Source organism: Vibrio sp. RE88 (assembly GCF_013113835.1).
In the GTDB taxonomy this organism is placed as follows: Bacteria; Pseudomonadota; Gammaproteobacteria; order Enterobacterales; family Vibrionaceae; genus Vibrio.
Genome location: NZ_VTYQ01000004.1, coordinates 19,196 through 37,575 on the forward strand (window position 1 = coordinate 19,196; position 18,380 = coordinate 37,575).

At 42.0% G+C, this 18,380-nt stretch carries 16 protein-coding genes; 15 read left to right on the forward strand and 1 reads right to left on the reverse strand.

Features of this window, described 5'->3' with window-relative positions; translation table 11 throughout:
- The first annotated feature begins 11 nt into the window (after positions 1–11).
- The 11 genes from F0265_RS10165 (at position 12) to F0265_RS10215 (ending at position 10,784) form a co-directional block, all read left to right on the forward strand.
- A complete protein-coding gene (locus tag F0265_RS10165) occupies positions 12–1,340 on the forward strand; it encodes a phenylacetate--CoA ligase family protein (RefSeq protein WP_171748790.1) in 1,329 nt (442 codons plus the stop codon).
- On the forward strand, positions 1,316–2,425 hold the full coding sequence (locus F0265_RS10170) for a glycosyltransferase family 4 protein (RefSeq protein ID WP_171748791.1): 1,110 nt from the start codon (positions 1,316–1,318) through the stop codon (positions 2,423–2,425). Before F0265_RS10165 ends, F0265_RS10170 begins: the two co-directional genes overlap by 25 nt.
- Positions 2,422–3,588 (forward strand): aspartate-semialdehyde dehydrogenase, encoded by a 1,167-nt coding sequence (locus F0265_RS10175; protein WP_171748792.1) that lies wholly within the window; start codon positions 2,422–2,424, stop codon positions 3,586–3,588. Before F0265_RS10170 ends, F0265_RS10175 begins: the two co-directional genes overlap by 4 nt.
- A complete protein-coding gene (locus F0265_RS10180; RefSeq protein ID WP_171748793.1) occupies positions 3,585–4,316 on the forward strand; it encodes a WecB/TagA/CpsF family glycosyltransferase in 732 nt (243 codons plus the stop codon). Before F0265_RS10175 ends, F0265_RS10180 begins: the two co-directional genes overlap by 4 nt.
- A 196-nt stretch (positions 4,317–4,512) precedes the next feature.
- The gene (locus tag F0265_RS10185; protein WP_171748794.1) at positions 4,513–5,331 is read left to right on the forward strand and encodes an RbmA protein; all 819 of its coding nucleotides are present in this window, start codon (positions 4,513–4,515) and stop codon (positions 5,329–5,331) included.
- Between the two features lie 409 nt (positions 5,332–5,740).
- Positions 5,741–6,568 carry a hypothetical protein gene (locus F0265_RS10190; RefSeq protein ID WP_171748795.1) on the forward strand — a complete coding sequence of 276 codons (828 nt, stop codon included), beginning with the start codon at positions 5,741–5,743 and terminating at the stop codon, positions 6,566–6,568.
- Positions 6,569–6,578: 10 nt separating this feature from the next.
- Complete coding sequence (locus F0265_RS10195) at positions 6,579–6,833, forward strand: hypothetical protein (protein WP_171748796.1); 255 nt, start codon at positions 6,579–6,581, stop codon at positions 6,831–6,833.
- A gap of 73 nt (positions 6,834–6,906) precedes the next feature.
- Positions 6,907–8,430, forward strand: a complete 1,524-nt coding sequence (locus tag F0265_RS10200; protein WP_171748797.1) for a thiamine pyrophosphate-binding protein — start codon at positions 6,907–6,909, stop codon at positions 8,428–8,430.
- Positions 8,431–8,657: 227 nt separating this feature from the next.
- Positions 8,658–9,128, forward strand: coding sequence for a winged helix-turn-helix domain-containing protein (locus F0265_RS10205; protein WP_171748798.1), 471 nt, complete (start codon positions 8,658–8,660; stop codon positions 9,126–9,128).
- Positions 9,129–9,145: 17 nt separating this feature from the next.
- On the forward strand, positions 9,146–9,607 hold the full coding sequence (locus F0265_RS10210) for a hypothetical protein (protein WP_171748799.1): 462 nt from the start codon (positions 9,146–9,148) through the stop codon (positions 9,605–9,607).
- Positions 9,608–9,710: 103 nt separating this feature from the next.
- Positions 9,711–10,784, forward strand: coding sequence for a glycosyltransferase family 4 protein (locus tag F0265_RS10215; RefSeq protein ID WP_171748800.1), 1,074 nt, complete (start codon positions 9,711–9,713; stop codon positions 10,782–10,784).
- Positions 10,785–10,901: 117 nt separating this feature from the next.
- Here F0265_RS10215 and F0265_RS10220 read toward each other — a convergent pair whose 3' ends face one another.
- Complete coding sequence (locus F0265_RS10220; protein WP_171748801.1) at positions 10,902–12,116, reverse strand: right-handed parallel beta-helix repeat-containing protein; 1,215 nt, start codon at positions 12,114–12,116, stop codon at positions 10,902–10,904.
- 269 nt (positions 12,117–12,385) lie between these two features.
- Between F0265_RS10220 and F0265_RS10225 the strand changes: the two genes are divergently transcribed.
- The 4 genes from F0265_RS10225 to F0265_RS10240 all read left to right on the forward strand — a co-directional run bounded on the left by F0265_RS10225 (position 12,386) and on the right by F0265_RS10240 (position 18,373).
- Positions 12,386–15,235, forward strand: a complete 2,850-nt coding sequence (locus F0265_RS10225) for a beta-prism lectin domain-containing protein (protein WP_171748802.1) — start codon at positions 12,386–12,388, stop codon at positions 15,233–15,235.
- A 239-nt stretch (positions 15,236–15,474) separates the two neighbouring features.
- Entirely contained in the window at positions 15,475–16,470 is a 996-nt protein-coding gene (locus F0265_RS10230; protein ID WP_171748803.1) for a trypsin-like serine protease, read from the forward strand.
- Positions 16,471–16,537: 67 nt separating this feature from the next.
- Positions 16,538–17,527 carry a trypsin-like serine protease gene (locus tag F0265_RS10235; protein WP_171748804.1) on the forward strand — a complete coding sequence of 330 codons (990 nt, stop codon included), beginning with the start codon at positions 16,538–16,540 and terminating at the stop codon, positions 17,525–17,527.
- Between the two features lie 177 nt (positions 17,528–17,704).
- Positions 17,705–18,373, forward strand: coding sequence for a LuxR C-terminal-related transcriptional regulator (locus tag F0265_RS10240; RefSeq protein ID WP_171748805.1), 669 nt, complete (start codon positions 17,705–17,707; stop codon positions 18,371–18,373).
- Positions 18,374–18,380: the final 7 nt, after the last annotated feature.

Genomic DNA, 18,380 nt, shown 5'->3' on the forward strand with positions numbered 1-18,380 from the left:
GGGATATTAACGTGTATACCTCGTCGATATATAAGAAGTCACCAATATTTATTCAGAACGTGATGGTGTCTTTACGAGATCTAGTGCGTGCAGCCATTCGAAGCGAAAAACGTGTCGCAGGTTTGAAGAGTCAACTTAGGGAAAACGAATACTCTCATGATGCACTCAAGGTCTTTTGTGATACGCAGCTTGAGGCGGTATTGCTACGAGCGAAAGGTGCTGCTGCTTACGAAACCCATCAGCAGCTGGAACAGTTCGCGTTTATTGATAAACAAGATGTGAAAGCCTCGCCGGATGCCTTTCTCAACACACAGCTCAACCCTAAAGTGACAGTGAAAGGAAGTACCAGTGGCACAACAGGTACGCCTCTATCGATCCCACAAGATCTCAATTCGGTTCTTAGGGAGCAGGCTTTTGTCTCTCGTCATTTAGAGTGGGCGGGTTACCAAAAAGGCGACAAACGAGCTTGGATTCGCGGTGATGTGGTAGTGCCTCTCTCTCAGAAAGTTGGCCCCTATTGGCGCTATTCTGTCTTTGAAAACATGATTCTAATGTCGTCGTTTCACCTGACAGCGGATGCGATTCCCGGTTATCTGACAGCAATGGAAGATTACGGCGTCGATATTATCCAAGCGTATCCGTCCTCAATCGCTACGCTCGCCAAGTTCCTAGACAGTAAGGACTGGTATTACCGAGGCAAATTGAAATCGATCGTGACCTCTTCAGAATCTCTCTCACAAGAAGATAGAGAAGTAATTGAGAAACGCTTTCAGTGCAAGGTGTTTGATTGGTATGGGTTGTTTGAGCGTGTTGCGGCGATTGGTAGCTGTGAACATGGCAATTATCACCTTATCTCCGATTATTCGCATGTTGAATTTATAGACAGTGGTGATGGCAAGCATGAGATTGTTGGCACGAACTACAACAATGCACTTTATCCACTCGTGCGCTACCGCACTGGCGATCACGTTGTTCTGGCCACAGAGCAACGTTGCCCATGTGGAAGAACCTATCCTGTTATTGAGAAAATCGAAGGACGCGTCGGTGATTTTCTACTCGGTGAAGATGGTCAGAAAATCCATATTCTTAACCACATACCAAAGGGTATAGAAGGCTTAATAAGCTGCCAGTTTGTTCAAGAAAAAGCTGAATCAATCAAGGTATTAGCTGTCGTTGACCAAGCCAAGTTTACGACACAGCAGGAACAACAACTCATCGCGAACACTAACGAGCGTGTTGGACAAAGCATTACAGTCGATGTTCACAGAGTAGATGCATTACCGAGAACGAAAAATGGCAAGGTGCGTCAGGCCGTATGCAGCGTGGAGAGCAAATTTTGAAAAAAAACATCAATCTAACCATCGCGACTGACATCAAAGGGCAGGGCGGAATTGCAACTGTATTGGGTGTCTATCAACAGTCCGGTTTTCTTGCTGATAATGCAGTGAGGCTGATTGCAACTCACTCTACCAACAATCGACTTGGTCGCGTTGGAGCATTACTGCTTTACATCAGTGCGTTAGTTAAAGTCTTGTTCTACTTTGCGTTTTATCGTATCGGGTTAGCACATATTCATGTTGCCTCAAGAGGAAGCTATTTGCGGAAATCAGTGCTCGTGAGATTGATTAAAGCACTGGGTGGCAACGTGATACTGCATTTGCATGGAGCTGAGTTTCGCGATTTTTATGCGAACGAGTGTGATGAGAATAGAAAGAAGCACATTCGCGACACATTCGAAATGTCGGATGTAGTGATTGTGCTCTCCTCCCAATGGATTGACTGGGCGAGAGCGACTTTTCATCGTTCAAAACACTTCCAGTTGGTGTATAACGCAGTGCCATCACTTGAGCTTGATCCTCAGACTTCTTGCTCATCAACCATCAGCTTTCTTGGGAGAGTCGGTGAGCGTAAAGGCGTTCATGACCTGCTCAGCGCCATGGTTAGAGTCAAACAACAATGCCCTGACGCTAAGCTCATGATTGGAGGTGATGGTGAAGTTGAAAAGTACCGTGCTATGGCACGGGATTTAGGGCTTGAGTCCAATGTGGAGTTTTTGGGTTGGGTTTCTGGCCAGCACAAGCTCGACGTACTGAAACAGACTCAAATCTATTGTCTGCCTAGCTATAACGAAGGATTTCCAATGGGCGTATTGGAGGCGATGTCGGCGGGTATTGCTGTGGTGTCCACCTACGCTGGTGGTATTCCTGATGCGATATCTCACGGCAAGGAAGGCACTCTCGTAGAAGCTGGAGATTCAGAGGCCCTAGCGGATGCGCTTATTGAACTACTGACTAATCAAGAAATGAATCAAGACTATATCCAAAACGCCAAACAGAAATTTGATGAGCATTTTTCTGTGGAAGCGATTATTCCCCAAGTGCAGCGTATCTATAACGCCGTGCTTCTCCAAAGGAGCCGCGCATGATCGCTGATATCCATCGTTCACTTTTAGACGATGCCACTCACAATAATTTTGCCGGTTTTGATCCGTTTGATGGACTCAATGCTCGCCTTTTTGATACGTTCCCGCGTTTGCGTAATTCGCTATTTGGCCTCGCATGGATTCAGATGTTCAAACGCTCGAATATTAATATGCGCCACATTCTTGGAGTGCCTAAGAAGCGCAATCCGAAAGGTGTTGCCTTGTTCATTTCAGGGATGCTGGAGCAGTACCAGACTACACAGGAAGTTCACTTACTTGAAGAAGCCCAGAAATTGGCGGACTGGCTGTTGGAGAACCAGTGCTGTTCAGAAACATGGGGCGCTTCCTGCTGGGGGTATCACTTTGATTGGAAAGCTCGGGCATTTTTTGTACCCAAGGGTAAACCCAACGTCATATCAACCATCTACGTAAGCAGAGCTTTGTTCGACCTTGGAAAACTGACCAATAATCAACGCTATGTTGATGCTGCATGTTCAAGTGCCGAATTTATTGTTGAGCATTTATACACAGAAGATCAGCAACGACAATTTTTTGCTTATATTCCAGGAGAAAAAGCGTTCGTCCATAACGCGAGTTTGTGGGCAGCGGCCTGGGTTGGTTTTGTCGGTTCTGAGACAGGCAACGCGAAGTATCAAGAGCTGGCGCGAACTGTGGCTTGGCAAAGTGTCCATGAGCAGTCTCCTGATGGCAGTTGGGTATATGGCGCGCGCAGCCACCACCAGTTTATTGATGGTTTTCATACAGGTTATAACCTCGAAGCGTTATACGAACTCAAACATTCGCTGCAAACCGATGAGTTTGACGAGTCAATTGATCATGGATTGGTTTACTACAAAGCGCATCTTTTTGAAGCGGATGGTACAGCAAAGTACTACCACAATAACCGTTATCCCCTCGACCCACATTCAGTAGCGCAAGCCGTGATCACCTTGATTAAGGTCGGTGGAGAGCAAGACGATTTAGACATGGCAGGCAGAGTACTCAATTGGTCTGTCCAAGAGCTTTACCTTTTAGATAAAAAGCAATTCGTTTATCAAAAGAATGCGCGTATAACCAACGCGATTAACTATGTGCGTTGGACTCAAGCTTGGATGTACCTGTCGATGAGCATTTATTTAAAGAATCAGAAAGGAGAGAAGTCATGAGTCGAGTGACATTCTTGGGAAGCCCAATGGACACAATGACCATGGCTCAAACCGTGGAATCGATAAAAGATCGCATTGAAACCGGGGAGTTTACTCAACACGTGGTTGTGAATGTTGCCAAGCTGGTAAACATGAAAAAAGATCACGAGCTAGCAAAGTCGGTGACTGAGTGTGACATCATCAACATTGATGGCATGGGTGTCGTGTGGGGTGCGAGGTTTGTCGGTCATCCGATCCCTGAGCGAGTCGCCGGTGTTGACCTATTTCATCACCTTAATGCCATGGCAGAGGCTGAGGCGTTCCCGGTGTTTTTCTTAGGGGCGAAACAAGAAGTCGTTGAGAAAACAGCGCAGGTCATGAAAGCCAACCACCCAAAGCTCAATATAGCTGGATATCACCACGGCTATTTTTGGGACGATGAAGAGGCTTTAGTGAACAAAATCAAAGAGTCAGGCGCAAAATTGCTGTTTGTAGCAATTACATCACCAAAAAAAGAAAACTTCATTAATAAGTGGCGAGATGAGTTGGGCGTGGACTTTGTTATGGGGGTTGGCGGTACATTTGATGTGGTTGCAGGCAAGGTTAACCGAGCACCAGTTTGGATGCAAAATGCTGGATTAGAGTGGTTATACCGAGTTATCCAAGAACCAAGAAGAATGTGGAAGCGCTATTTGGTGACAAACTCAAAATTTGCTCTTTTATTATTGAAAGAGCGATTTGGTAAATAATCTACCCTGCCCATACAACTATTAGTGTGATTTTTATCACTAAACTAGTGTAACAACTGAAAATATTTTCTTGGATTAATAAGTGTAATTAATACTAGAAATGTTATTGGTTTTTAATTTGAATATAAAACGTTCAGTTGTTACGCTTTGTTCTGCCGTACCAATCAATCCTATTTAATAACATTTTGGTGTGAAAATGAAAAAACTAATTATCGCTCTACTTTCGGGTAGTATAGCGCTGAGCACTTCTTTGTCTGTATTTGCTGTAGAGAATCAACTCGCGAATGAAGAATTTCTTCTTGATGCACAAATTCAACTTTCTAAGAATCAAGTGCCAACTGAAGGTGGCTATTTATCTGCAAACATTGACCTAACAAATATTGGTGATGGAGATGCCAATCTTAAATACTGGGTATCCGTGAAAGGCCCTAAAGGTATTGTATTTCCTGCTAAGTCAGTTGTCGGTGTTAATAGTTCTGAATTTGATAGTGAAAATATTGAAGAAGGGTCTGCACTGCATATCGAACGCGGTATTTGGGTTCGCGAATATATGGATGATGGCTTATATCACGTTGCTGTTGAAGGTGTTAATGTTGAAACGGGCAAAACTTTCTCTAAATCAGAGACTTTTGCAAAAGGTGTGAGTATTGAACAACCAGCTGCTATTGATGGCCTAATACTCGAAGCATTTGCCGTTAACGACACGACTTATCCTAGTGAAGGTGGTTACCTGATCCTTGACCTACAAGCTCAAAATACCAGAGAGCAATCGGCAAATGTTGAGTTCTGGGTAACTGCTGTTGGTCCTGATGGTTTAGCAATTCCTATTCACGCTCGTGTACTTAAATCGGTACCAGCTCTTGAGGAACTCAGTATTATTCGCGGGTTTACTTTAGACGCAAGTTACCCAGATGGCGAATATACTATCGTACCGCAACTGTATGATGTCGATAGTGGCAAGCGTGTTGAAGGTGCAATTAAAGTTTATAAAGGCGAACGTCCGGTTACTGACTAAATTGATTCTATACCCATCACTTCGTATTCTGTAGCAGGTATCTTCCTGCTACTTTCTTTATCCATCCCTGATTCATATCTACTTAAGTTGACGTACTGTCTTTTGCTATATTCTTCAGCCTTTTATCTCTATTAAAAGGCGACATTTCTCGACAATAACACCTATTTTATTGTGACTATTAATTTTTCTTGTTAATCCTTTAAAATCAGTGGATTACTGATAATTTTCATTGTCATTTTACGTACTAAATGTTTTTTTATGTTTATTTGTTCTCCTTAATGGTTATTAACCTAATGTCGCTTGTTCTTGAAAATTGTATCTATAGACTTCGCTGTTAGCTAGATAGGGTGCGTATAACCTAGGCCATTCTCTAGCGACTAAATTAGAATAACGAATAGCTATAGGCTTTATGATACAAACTGCAAAAGAACTTGAAGTCGATGAAAACTTTGTTCGACTATATCCAATTAAAGACAAGTTAGTCATTGACCGACAACTTTTATTAAAAGACCGTGAAAGAGGTAGATGTAAAAACGATGACAACTACTACCACTCATCTCTATATAAGTTTGGCATTCGTGTTTCTGCGCCTTCAAATCATTTAATCAAAGATGAATCTATATTTTTGAATGGATACTGTTATCTTCCTGGAATCACTAATAAAAAAATATCGCATATTAGTAAGTTGGAACTGAACGATGTGAGTTTGCAATCCGAGCAGTATTTGGTGCCCTATGAACTGGGTCGACATGCGGAATTTAAATATGACCAAATTGATAGCGATTATTTGTCCAATTTGATAAGGAAGCTGTACAGCCACATAAGGTTGCCGTTTATATTTGTAGGTATTGCAGAAGTAGAGATGAATACCTATAAAGAACTTTATAATAAAAAATTGTCAAACAATTTGTATGGAAATAAACATGATCCGAGAAAAGAATTTATTTTTGATGAAAATGTGCACTCTAGATTATGCGTGGTGGGTTTAGTATCAGATAAAACAGACTCTAGACTGTCCTTGATTAACAATAAACTTAATAAAGTTTTTTACGAAGAAAGCACAGAACGAAACGCTATACCGTCTACACATATCCATGGTGTTTTGCTCAATGAAAATATAGAAAAGTACAATGAAATTCTACCTGGTCACGTTGAGAAAGCTCTGGAAGTCATTGACTCCGCTACATTAGTGAAACGCTTTAATGGCGAAATTTACGTAATAAACACAATCGTATAATAGGTGAAGTATGATTTTGGATAAAAATGATGTTGAGCTGATATACTCATTTATAAAACACATAGGATATTTTTATCCTCTGCCTGAACAGAATCTCTATTTTAGTGGAGAAGAGGGGATTAACCGAGTTGTTGAACTATATATTCATAAAGATAGTAAATACACGGCGCTTGGAAGTATTGATATTCCAAGCAGTGTGGTCATTTCACTTGATTCTGGACGAACAATAAAATTGTCTCTAGACCGTACTTACCTAAGTTTGTAATAAATTCTTTATCTGAACTAACCATTGAATTTAGAGTTGAACGTTTGATACTCAATAAGTCCATTTGATAATAATGACAACAATAGAACCTGTAAAAAATACTGTATTTCTTTCTTATGAAGTTGCTAACTGCTTTGCTCAGAGCGGTGTGGAGTGTGTGTTTTTTGAGCCGGTATGTGAACATGACAAAGATATTTCAACGCTTGTTTACGTTCTCGAAGTTATGAATATTAAAGCGGTGATCTGTAAAGACGCATCTGATGCAATCATTATGGCTGCAGGATACAGCAGAATTGGACGTGGTCCAGGTACTGTTTTACTCAGGAACGACTCATCCATTTTATCAGCGATTGAGCAGTGCATGTTTTGCCAATCAGAATCAGACAGCGTGTTTGTCTTTCTCTGGGAACGAGGGGAAAGTTCGGGAGAATCTGGGGGAATAGATGACTTGGTCGAGCTTGGTGAGAAACTTACCTCTTACTGCTTAGTATTTGAGTTTGGTTTATTTAAATCGCGCTTTCCGAAGATGTTTAAATCATGCCAGTCGGGAGCTGGAGGAGTGTCGTTTATCAGGCTGTCACTAAGGCCTGAGCGAACTGGCCAGCAAGAATACCTCATGGCCAAATTACCTGCGAATGAAGACAACTATAAGGACATAGAGTCTCAAATAGCCAGTTTATACCATCACCTTACCGTCGCAAGGTATCCAATCATTGTAACAGGTGTAGGTGCGTCGATAACAAAGTGCCGACAAGCGCTATCTCACTTGCTGCATGTGGCACCGGTTACTGTAGTGTCGACCTTTCAAGGTTTCAGCCTCTTGGATTTTGAGCACAGCGATTATTTTTTGGGAAGAGTAGGAAGTGAGCACGAAAGCTCTCCTGCGAACAAAGCATTATACAAATCGGACTTGGTCATTCTGATTGGGTGCCATACTGAGCTTGAGTTAAACGATAATGTAATTTCACCCGATGTGACAATATACGGCATTACAAGCGAACGTTACAGCCTTGAAAACTGCATAACAAGAAATAACATTGTCTTTGACATATCTGAGACGATAAATCGCCTTACTAACTTATTGGTATCCAGTTCCAATATGAAAAAAATGAAGAGGAAAAAAGAATCTAGCCTACTAATAAAAAGAATTTTTGGACTTGGTGATATTAATAGTTGTGGGGGGCACTTAGCCTGGCCTATTTATAAATGTCTCGATGAGAATACCATTGTTGTATGTGATACTGGAGACGTTTATCGTTACTTTAAAGAAAGCCTAATATCGACCTCGAATGCAAATGTCCTTTTTAGTAACTCCAATGAAATTAATGGTTTTGGCCTGTATTGGGCAATCGGTATTAGCCTCAGTAATCCTCATATACGAGTAATATCAATATCCGACGTTCTTGATCATAATATGGATAAAATGGATTACTATTCTATGCTCAACGTGCGTATTAAGCACTTTTATTGCCGGAAAAGTAATTTTTTTGATCCTCTAGATGAATCGGATGAAAAATATACCCCTTCAAGAATTACGGAAGATATGCTGATCTGGAATAAACCCGGTTGCATAGAATTTTATGATGTTGAATACTAAAATGTATCTGTTACCTATTTTACATATTAATTATTGATGTTTTTTAAATGATCTTTACTCTCAAATATGAGACTGAAAACAATCATTGATGTTCTTACTTAACTGTTAAAAATCAACCCACCATAATATTTGTTCGCTAACAATATTATATTAAAAAATGAATGTTGTTTTATTTTTAATGAGTCTTGTGAATGATTTGTCTTAAATACTATTCCTCGTCTAGAGCTTTGGCATATGAAGAGCTACGTAGCTTCTCCAGGTTAGCCGATAGTGATTACTTAGTCTTAAAACAACTATGTGATGGCTACCCAAACCCAATCAATAAGAGTGTATTAATTGAGAATGCATGGTCTGAACGTGTGGTGACGGAGTCTTCCATTAAGGTAACAATCCACAAAATTAGAAAAGTGCTTAAAGAAGAGTTGAACATGGATCTGGAAATTAAATCAATCCGTCATCAGGGATACGTATTGAGCTGTCCCGTTACTCTACATGAGGTAAGCGATAAGATTTTTCATGAACGTCTGATTTCTTTTGAGGAATCTTCCTCCATCGGCGAAGAGCTTATAACTGAAACTAAGCCATGTATTCGTGAACGAAAGTCTATGGCGTCGAGTATTCGATGCATTCCAGAAGCCATTATTGCTTTAGCGATTGTGCTCGTTATCTATGCTTATTATAAGATCGGTTTATTATGACGTTAATTAGATTGACTATGGTGTCATTTTTAGTATTTATTATTTGTTGGCCTTTACTCTATAGTATTAGTTATAACGATCATATGATCTATGAATGTAAATGTGGACAGCGTAATTATATCATTGAAATTTTTGTAAATAATGGAGTGTTTAATACAATTTACAAAAGAGAAAATGACCATGGTTATATCGAAAATATTACCATAATGAATGGCAGGCTCTTTCGGTTTTTTCCAGATAAAGCAATATTGTTTACCTATCAATCTAAATCAATATTGGGTCAAGGTTTTTTTGGTCAAGATTGGTTTAGGGATCGTTATCGGGTCGATAATATTATCCCTATAAGCTTTGGTTCTGATGGAGGTACTTTAAAATTCTACTCGCCAATTGTAGGAGAGCATTTTAACACAGACCTTGTATGCAGAGGTGACACCTGCATAAGCAAAACTATTAGCTCATATTTAAAAAGCGACAGTTAGTTGTTTTAAGCAATGGCTTACTCAAATGGTAAATTTCTATCGGGTAGTCTTTGTAAATAGATCGAGGGCTTAATCTTTTGTTTGATGTTGTAGGTATTAAGTGATGAGTAAAGTAATCAATCTGACTATTGCTACTGATATCAAGGGTAAGGGGGGCGTAGCGATGGTGTTACGTACATATCAACAATCAGGCTTTCTCTCACACAATGCCGTCCGTCTGATTGCTACCCATTCAACTCATAATCGATTTGGTCTCTTAGGAGCGCTGGTGCGTTATTCCAGTGCTTTGGTCAAAGTTGTGTATTACTTTATTTTTTACCGAGTCGGGATGGCGCATATTCATGTTGCCTCACGGGGCAGCTACATACGAAAATCGATCCTAGTGAGGTTGATTAAAGCACTCGGTGGCAAAGTGGTTTTGCACTTACACGGTGGGGAATTTCGCGATTTTTACGCCAACGAGTGTGATCAAAACAAAAAGAAACACATTCGTGATACCTTTGAAATGTCGGATGTGGTCATTGTCCTCTCTTCACAATGGATAGACTGGGCTCAAGCGACCTTTGAACGAACAGAGCATTTTCAACTGGTGTACAACGCAGTGCCATCACTCGGGTTTGTCCCCCAAGCAACACCTTCATCAACCATCTGTTTTCTTGGCCGAGTCGATGAAAGAAAAGGGATTCATGACCTGCTGACAGCCATGGTTCAGGTCAAACAACACTGTCCTGAGGTTAACCTCTTGATCGGAGGTGAGGGCGATGTTGAGAAGTATCACGCCATAGCTCGGGATTTAGGATTGGAATCTCACGTGGAGTTTTTAGGTTGGGTTTCGGGTCAACGTAAGCTCAACTTGTTGCAACAGACTCAAATCTACTGTCTGCCAAGTTACAATGAAGGATTCCCTATGGGAGTTCTGGAGGCAATGTCGGCTGGTATTGCCGTAGTGTCGACCTATGCCGGTGGGATTCCTGATGCCATTACCAATGGCCGGGAGGGTATTCTTGTTGAAGCGGGGGACTCCGACGCTTTAGCACGTGCACTAATTGATCTGCTAAGCAATCAAGAGATGACCCAAACCTATATTCAAAATGCAAAACAGAAATTTGAAAAGCGTTTTTCAGTACAAGCAATTATCCCCCAATTACAGCGCATTTACGATGAGGTTCAGCATTAGAGGTAACGCGTATTAATACTTATGTACACTTATTCAAAGCTCCAATTAACCTCAAACAAATTATTCGTTTCTTAGAGTACTCTTCCATTATTATGCGGAGCATTGAACATTAGGGACCTAATTTCCATCTACCTTCAGCGTTTTCGTATTCTCTTCAATTTTGATTTTTTCAGATGAAACATCAATTGAGAGAAAATCGCACCCTGATTCTCCGTCGTATTCGTTACCAACAATATTTACGTTTTCAAATGAGTAGCCACTGTTTTGACTGTAAGTTCGAATGATCTTTTTATATTTCTGCTCATTTGTTCCTTCACAGGTAATGTTGGAGAAACGATTGTGCGAGATAGAAATGTTCTCCACCGATTTTGTCGGTGATTCGTTTGCGGCAAAGCTTTGTAGCCTGATCCCCATTGTGCTATTGGATACATCGTTATTGTGGAACTCAACATTACCCCAGTGCACTGGTTGTTCTGTGCGTGTATTGGGGTAAACATTCATGATAAAGCCTGCGATGTTGTCAAACTTATTGTCTTTCACAGAGACATCCGTGTAATAACTGACTTCCAAAGCGGCGCTACTGATGTCTTTGAAAGTATTGTGAAAAACAAGAGCCCCCTGAACTTGCTGCCGACTAGATAGCTTAAGAGTACATCCCTGAAATAGATTGTATTCAAAAGCGATGTTTTGTGTACCCGGTGCGTTAGAGCCTTGAGTCGCCTGAGTGGTCGTCACTTGGCTACAGTTGCGAAACGTGTTGGCGAACAATGTGGCGTCTTGCGAGAGAGATTCCCCTTGATTCGGGCCGGTTGTGACTCTCAATGCCGCGTCACCAAAATTCTCAAACGTATTATTCGATAGATGAGAGCCAGACGTACTGGCGAGATAAACGCCTTGCTCGCCCCACACTTGTTTAATGTCACCATTATTTAGCCCGACAAAGTGAAGACCACTTATGAACATGTTCTGAGTTTCTTTGATGTACAGTAGATATTCGCCAACAAAATTATCGCACTTACGTAATACAGCCCCTTGGCTACCAATTAAGGCAATTTGCTTGGTGTTGGTTAAGTACAGCGTCTGGCACACGTCGTATATACCTTCAGGGATAACCAGAATGTCCCCAGGATTGAGAGAAGACAGGGCGGTTTGAATGGCTTGGCTATCATCTTGGGAATCGTTGCCAATAGCACCAAATTGATCCAGTCGGTACACCTTGTCCTGAGATAACGAAGGTAGGGCAATAAGGGCGACAATGATGAACAACAGTATTTTCATAATAAACTGACCTAGCTTGGGCATCGGTACGTTTCCTCGAATTATGACTGCCATTCTATACGCCGTCGGATATTGAGATAAAAGTTTTTATCTTTTGTCTGTTAAATGAAGCGGTATCCCAATTTAAATGTCTCGTTTCTAAGATGTCTCATTATTGAGGCGTGATCTTCTCGCCTAATTGTTGAACAGACCAAATTCCATACAGATAATTTGCCCGAATCAATCCTAACCGCTTATTTCTGGATTAAATAACGTAACAGAAGAATTACGCCAGTCTTGAGCAATACATTAATTTGGCAACAAAGCAGCAAAGGGTGTTCTAAATGGAACGTAAATTATTAGCAGTGGTATTTGGCTCATTTGCATTAGCCAACGTAAGTTTGCCTGCCCATGCATCCGAACCGATGGGATGCATTATCAGTCAGCAGTCAGGGGAGAAGTATTGCCTTAAAGCGGGAGAACGCTCAGGCTATTCACTTCCAAATTGGATTTATGCGCACCCGGTCGATGTTCTCGCTCCGAGTGGCGTTTCTGTTATGTTGAGTGACTGGGATAACCTGTCATACAACAGACTAGCCGTTTTTGACTCTTATACGTCAAACGAACAACTTAAAAATGTGAAAGCGTATAACGGTCGTTACTTAGACTTTTCTAAGCCTCGCTCGATGCGAGTATTGGCGTCAGAGCAATACCCAGAAGCGTGTATTGTCAGCCTGGAGAATGACGAACAATACTGTCTGAAAGAAGGGCAGCGTTCAGGTTACTCGTTACCTGAGTACATCAAAGGCCATGAAGTCGAAGTTCGAGCTCCAGAAGGGCTTGGAGTGATGCTAAGTGACTGGGATAACCTTTCTTACAATCGTTTAGCGGTGTTTGGTGGTTACAAATCTAATGCTCAGCTTGAGTCAGTAAAAGCGTACAACGGTGAAATCCTTGATTTCTCCAACCCGCGTTCTATGCGTGTTTTGGCCTACACTGAGCCAGACAAAAAAATCGAAACTGAGCTGAAATGGTCATGGCAAGGTGGCAGCTTTAAACCTGAATCTGATCAGGTGATGGTAACGCCAGTTACGGCGCAGCTTAGTGACGACAACGGTGACGGTCGAATCGACAACCAAGATATCGCAGATGTGATTGTTGTGACATTTGAAGGCCGCAATTACTCAAGCGGTGGCCTTGTTCGCGCACTGAGTGGTGTGGATGGTTCAGAACTATGGAGCTACGACAACGGCGGTGTGATTGCTGATGCTCGCTACAGCCCTGCTGTTGCCGACCTTGATCATGATGGTGTGGTGGAAATTGTCACTACCAGCACAGGCAGTGACTTCATCAAAGTGCTAGATAACCACGGTAATGTGAAGAAGCAGATCGCGACTGTTGAATCTGGTTGGAGAACAGTAGGTGATATCGCATTGGCAGATTTGGATGGCGATGGTGATATCGAAATTCTCTCTGCGGATGGCGTCTACGATTATCAATCTGATCAATTAGTGTTTAGCCATACTTGGTCTCCTGCATCAATCAGTGGTGACTTTGACGGTGACAACCGTCAGGAAGTCTTTGCTGATGGTACTTTATTCCAAAGCTCAGGAGCCGTTGACTGGCAGTACAGCGCTGCTGATAAAGTCTGGTTCTCTTCATTGGTTAATCTGGATTCAGATAAGAACCCTGAATTGGTCGTCTCTGTTCCAGCAAGTTATTCGTCGGCACAGAACAGTTCTCTTGCGGTATTGGAGCATGATGGTTCAACTAAGTGGGAAATTACCAACGAGAACAACCCAGGTGGTGGTGTTCAAGCTGTTTCAAGTTTCCTAGCTGCGTACAGTGAATCAGCGACTCAGCAATCAGAAGTTTTTGGTTACGAGAAAGGCAATGTGGAGTCGGCACAAGTCGGCAATGACAATCTGCTCTATGTCCGATCTGGTGCCGCAATCGATGCGATTGGTACGGATGCCCATAACACGATTGGTGGTAACGGCGGAGCACTGCGCGCTCCTATCGATCTTTCACAAGTTACGGCAATCGACGTCACATACGGTAAGTACTTCTGGGGTGGTCGTCATCTTCTGGCAATGGAATTCTCTTTGAAGAATGGTTCATCTGTCATGGTGGGGTCGAAAAACTATGGTTACCATCTGAAAACGAAACGTTTTGTTCTTCCTGAAGGGGAGAGTGTTACAGGTGTTAACGTTTGGTCGCAAGGTTGGTTGGTAGAAGGTGTTCAATTCGAGACCGCGACATCAGCGGGTACCGACAGCATTGGTATTGTTTACGCAGGCTATAAAGCCGTGGACATGTACAATGCTAAAGGTGAGTTAGTTTGGTCTGTTGAAAACGACGATATTGGTAGCGGCAAGATTGGTGTTTCTGCGTATGACTTTGATGCTGATGGCATCGACGAAGTGCTTGTGCAAGACCATTTTAAAGTACGTATCCTTGACGGTCAGACTGGTAAAGAGCTAGCCGTTATCGATAACTCAACCGGAACCTTGTGGGAATACCCAATCGTTGTTGATCTAGAGGGTGACGATAATGCTGAAATGATTGTGGTCGCAAACAACTACGACAGTAAGTACAGCATTAACAAGGGCGTATATGTGTATCAGTCTGCTCAGGCTGACAAACCATGGACAAACGCAACACGTATCTGGAACCAGCACTCGTTTAACCTAACGAATGTTACTCAGGCTGGACAAATTCCTGAAACGTATCAGCCAAGCTGGTTAAGCCACAACACTTACCGTTCAAGTACGCTACGTGCGGGTAAAACGGAATTCTCTCCGATATTTGGTTACCCGAATGGTGATGTTCAAAAAGCGGAAGTGACCGCGAGCAATTTGCTTCACGTACGTTCTGGCTTAGCGATTGATGCAGTCGGTACAGAGCTTAATGCACTGATTGGCGGTAATGGAGGTGCACTACGTAGCCCTGTTGATTTGAGCCAAGTAGAAAGCATTGAAATCAGCTCGGGTCACTACTATTGGGGTGGCAACCATATCGTTGCGTTGAAGTTTAAGTTCAAGAATGGCTCTTCAGTCATGATGGGATCTAAAGGCTACGCTTCGCCAATCAAAGTTGAAACTTTCGATATCCCTCAAGGTAAGCAGATCAAAGCGATCAATGCTTGGACTGCGGGGTGGTTAGTTGATGCGATTCAGTTCGAATTGAACTGATAACATCTTAAGTTAGTACATACAATGCCAGTCAGATTCTCTGACTGGCATTTTTGTATTCGCATTTTGTCAAACGTAGATCGACATATCAGTTTCCGTAGTGAAGGTGAGTCTCAACCAAGTTAACACTTTGAGTTAAAAGATAGCCAGAGGGAATGAAATGTCTCGACGTAAGTATTTTCTGATATGTACTATCAGAGCCTGATATTAATGATAATAATTCGCATGGAAAATTTTGTATGAGAAAGCTATCCATACTGTTGCCGTTTGCATTATTTGCCAGTGGTTATGCTCAAAGTGCCGAGATTTCGCCCTACATCGTTAACGGTAGTTACGCTAACGTAACTACGTACCCCTCGATAATAAGCTTGTTTAAAGATCGTATTGATTATGACAAAAAGTATTATGTCGGAAGTTACTGTGGCGGGACGCTATTAAATGATCAGTATGTTTTAACTGCTGCGCATTGTATTTATGGTGACGAAGAAAAGCAGTTGTTTACCTCCGCCGTACCAAAGCTTCAAAACGAGTCAGATTTTCCATATAGCGTCATTGAACGTGTAATGGTAAATGAGATTTACTATAAAAGTACCTATAACGATTCGACTTTAACCGATGATATCGCGATTTTGAAGCTTGCAACCCCTATGCAAACATCAAGTTCAGCAGACTACGTAGTTAGGGTTAGTACTGGTGATGATGCTACATATAGAAGTACCTCTGAGACCTTTCATGCGGTCGGGCACGGGAATACAGAACCTGGAGCGGACAATAATGATAATCTTCTATTCACTCAACTCCAATATGTAGCCAACTCATCTTGTAATGTTTACACAGGTGTTGATACCAGTGCTAACCTTTGCATGGGGTGGCCAACACCAAGTAGCAATGGTCTCGATAATGCTACTTGTCAAGGAGACTCGGGAGGCCCGCTTTACTGGTTGGATGGCAGTATCTACAAGCAAGCTGGTATTACAAGCTTTGGTCCTGCAAGTGGGTGTGGAAATCCTGCAGTTGAACCTAACTCAGTGTTTACTGAGGTTTTAGATCACGAAGCATGGATAGTCTCTGTGCTTAGCGGTTCGGAAACGCCTGTTCGGACTATTAGTGACTCAGATCGAACTAGTTATTTGAATTCAACGAACTCTTCTGGAGGCGGTGGCGGCGGTTCACTCGGCTATCTGTCTTTTCTGTTAATAAGCGCTGCCTTATTTAGAAGGAAATTAACAAGTTAGAATCTAAACCGTTTGCCCTTTCGTAAGCTAAACTTAATGTTGACGGATGCGAAAGGGAGACGGGAAAATGAAAAATTCAATTTGGTTCCTTAGCCTGATACTGGTTAGCTCCCGATTGCTGGCGTTCGATGTATCACCTTATATCGTGAACGGCAGCAACGCGAATATCGTCAATTACCCATCTTTTGCCAGCCTTTTTTACCGCAACGGAAATACTTACAGTACCTCGAGTTATTGCGGCGCGACTATGATTAACAGTCAATACGCCTTGACCGCAGCTCACTGTATTTATGGCAATGAAAGTACCATGCTATACACGGTTGTCGTCCCCCAGTTAGAAGATGAAACGAATTTTTTGTCTACTCAGCAAGCAAAAGCGGAGGAGTTTTATTATCCGGATGACTACATTGATTCGGGCTCTGAGCTGTGGCCCAATGATATTGCGATTATAAAACTTGAATCTCCATTATCCGTATCAGATTACACCTCTCTCCTAAATACCACTCTTAATAACAACTTTCCCAGCTCAGCGGACTACAAAGCGATTGGGCACGGCCTGGTAGAAGGGGGAGGGAATGGAACCCAGCTTTTGGAAACGTCGCTAGACTATATATCGCTTGCTAGCTGCCAAACGCAGTACAGTAAAGTAACCGATAAACAGATCTGTTTTGGTGGGCCTCAAATTGGCAGTTATCAAAACTCGACATGTAATGGTGACTCAGGAGGGCCTGTCTATTGGTTCAACGGTGTCCAATACATACAAATAGGCATTACTAGTTTTGGGCCAAGCACTTGTGGGGACCCTTCCCTGAATGTGACTTCAGTATTTACCGATGTGTATGATTACATCGGCTGGATTAATAACGTCATTAATGGTCAGGTCACACCAAAGTACTATGTCACAACCGTTAATGGTATTAGGGTGTTGAATAGTAACGTGAATGGCAGCGCTGTGGCAGCAACTTCGGGTGGCAGCGGAGGAGGTTCGCTGCATTATGTGGCCTTATTGATGATGATGGTAATATATTGGCGAAGAAAATCGGCCTCAGCTCACTGATTTGGCCTAGTGTTAGCTAAATAAAATTGTTCTCAAAAATGAGAATTCTGCGTAAATAATTGAAAGATATCTTCTTAATAGTGTATTTAGACAGCGAACAATGATTTGCTGTGTTGACTAATTGTAACTAAACGATAGTTTTAAATTACATAATAAGTTGAGCCGGAGAGTTCGCAGATGGCAAATAAATGTACCCACGAGATAACCCTTCTTTCAGATGTAAGCATGCAGTCTAGATTGTTTAAAGACTCTTTAGAGCAGGGCATTCAGCTGAACGTGTCAATTGTTCCGGTTGAAGAGCTTGAAGCGTGCGAAGGTGAGACTTCTGTTCTCGGCGACTATATTCTGTTCGACTATCATTATTTGGATGATGAAAAGTTTGATTTTTATAATCAAATGCGCTCACTGAGTTACAAGAACTCTAAAGAGATTGTCATTAACTGCCCGAAGGATGTCCCATCCACTCAACTTTTTAAATGGCGTAACTTGGTCGGTGTGTTTTACGTCGATGATGACATTTCGTTACTGCTTAAAGGCATGGAAAAGATCATGCAAGACGAGATGTGGTTATCAAGGAAAGTCGCGCAAGACTATATTGAACATTTCCGTTGCGCCAATAACGTCACCACATCGCAGGCATACGCAAATCTGACTAAACGTGAGAAAGAGATCATGCGCTTATTGGGCCACGGTGCATCCAATCTTCAGATTGCTGATGAACTGTTTGTGAGTGAAAATACGGTTAAGACGCATCTGCACAATATTTTTAAGAAGATAAATGCCAAGAATCGTTTGCAGGCACTGCTGTGGGCAAACAATAACATCGCATTGGAAGAAAGAGTGTAGAAGCGTT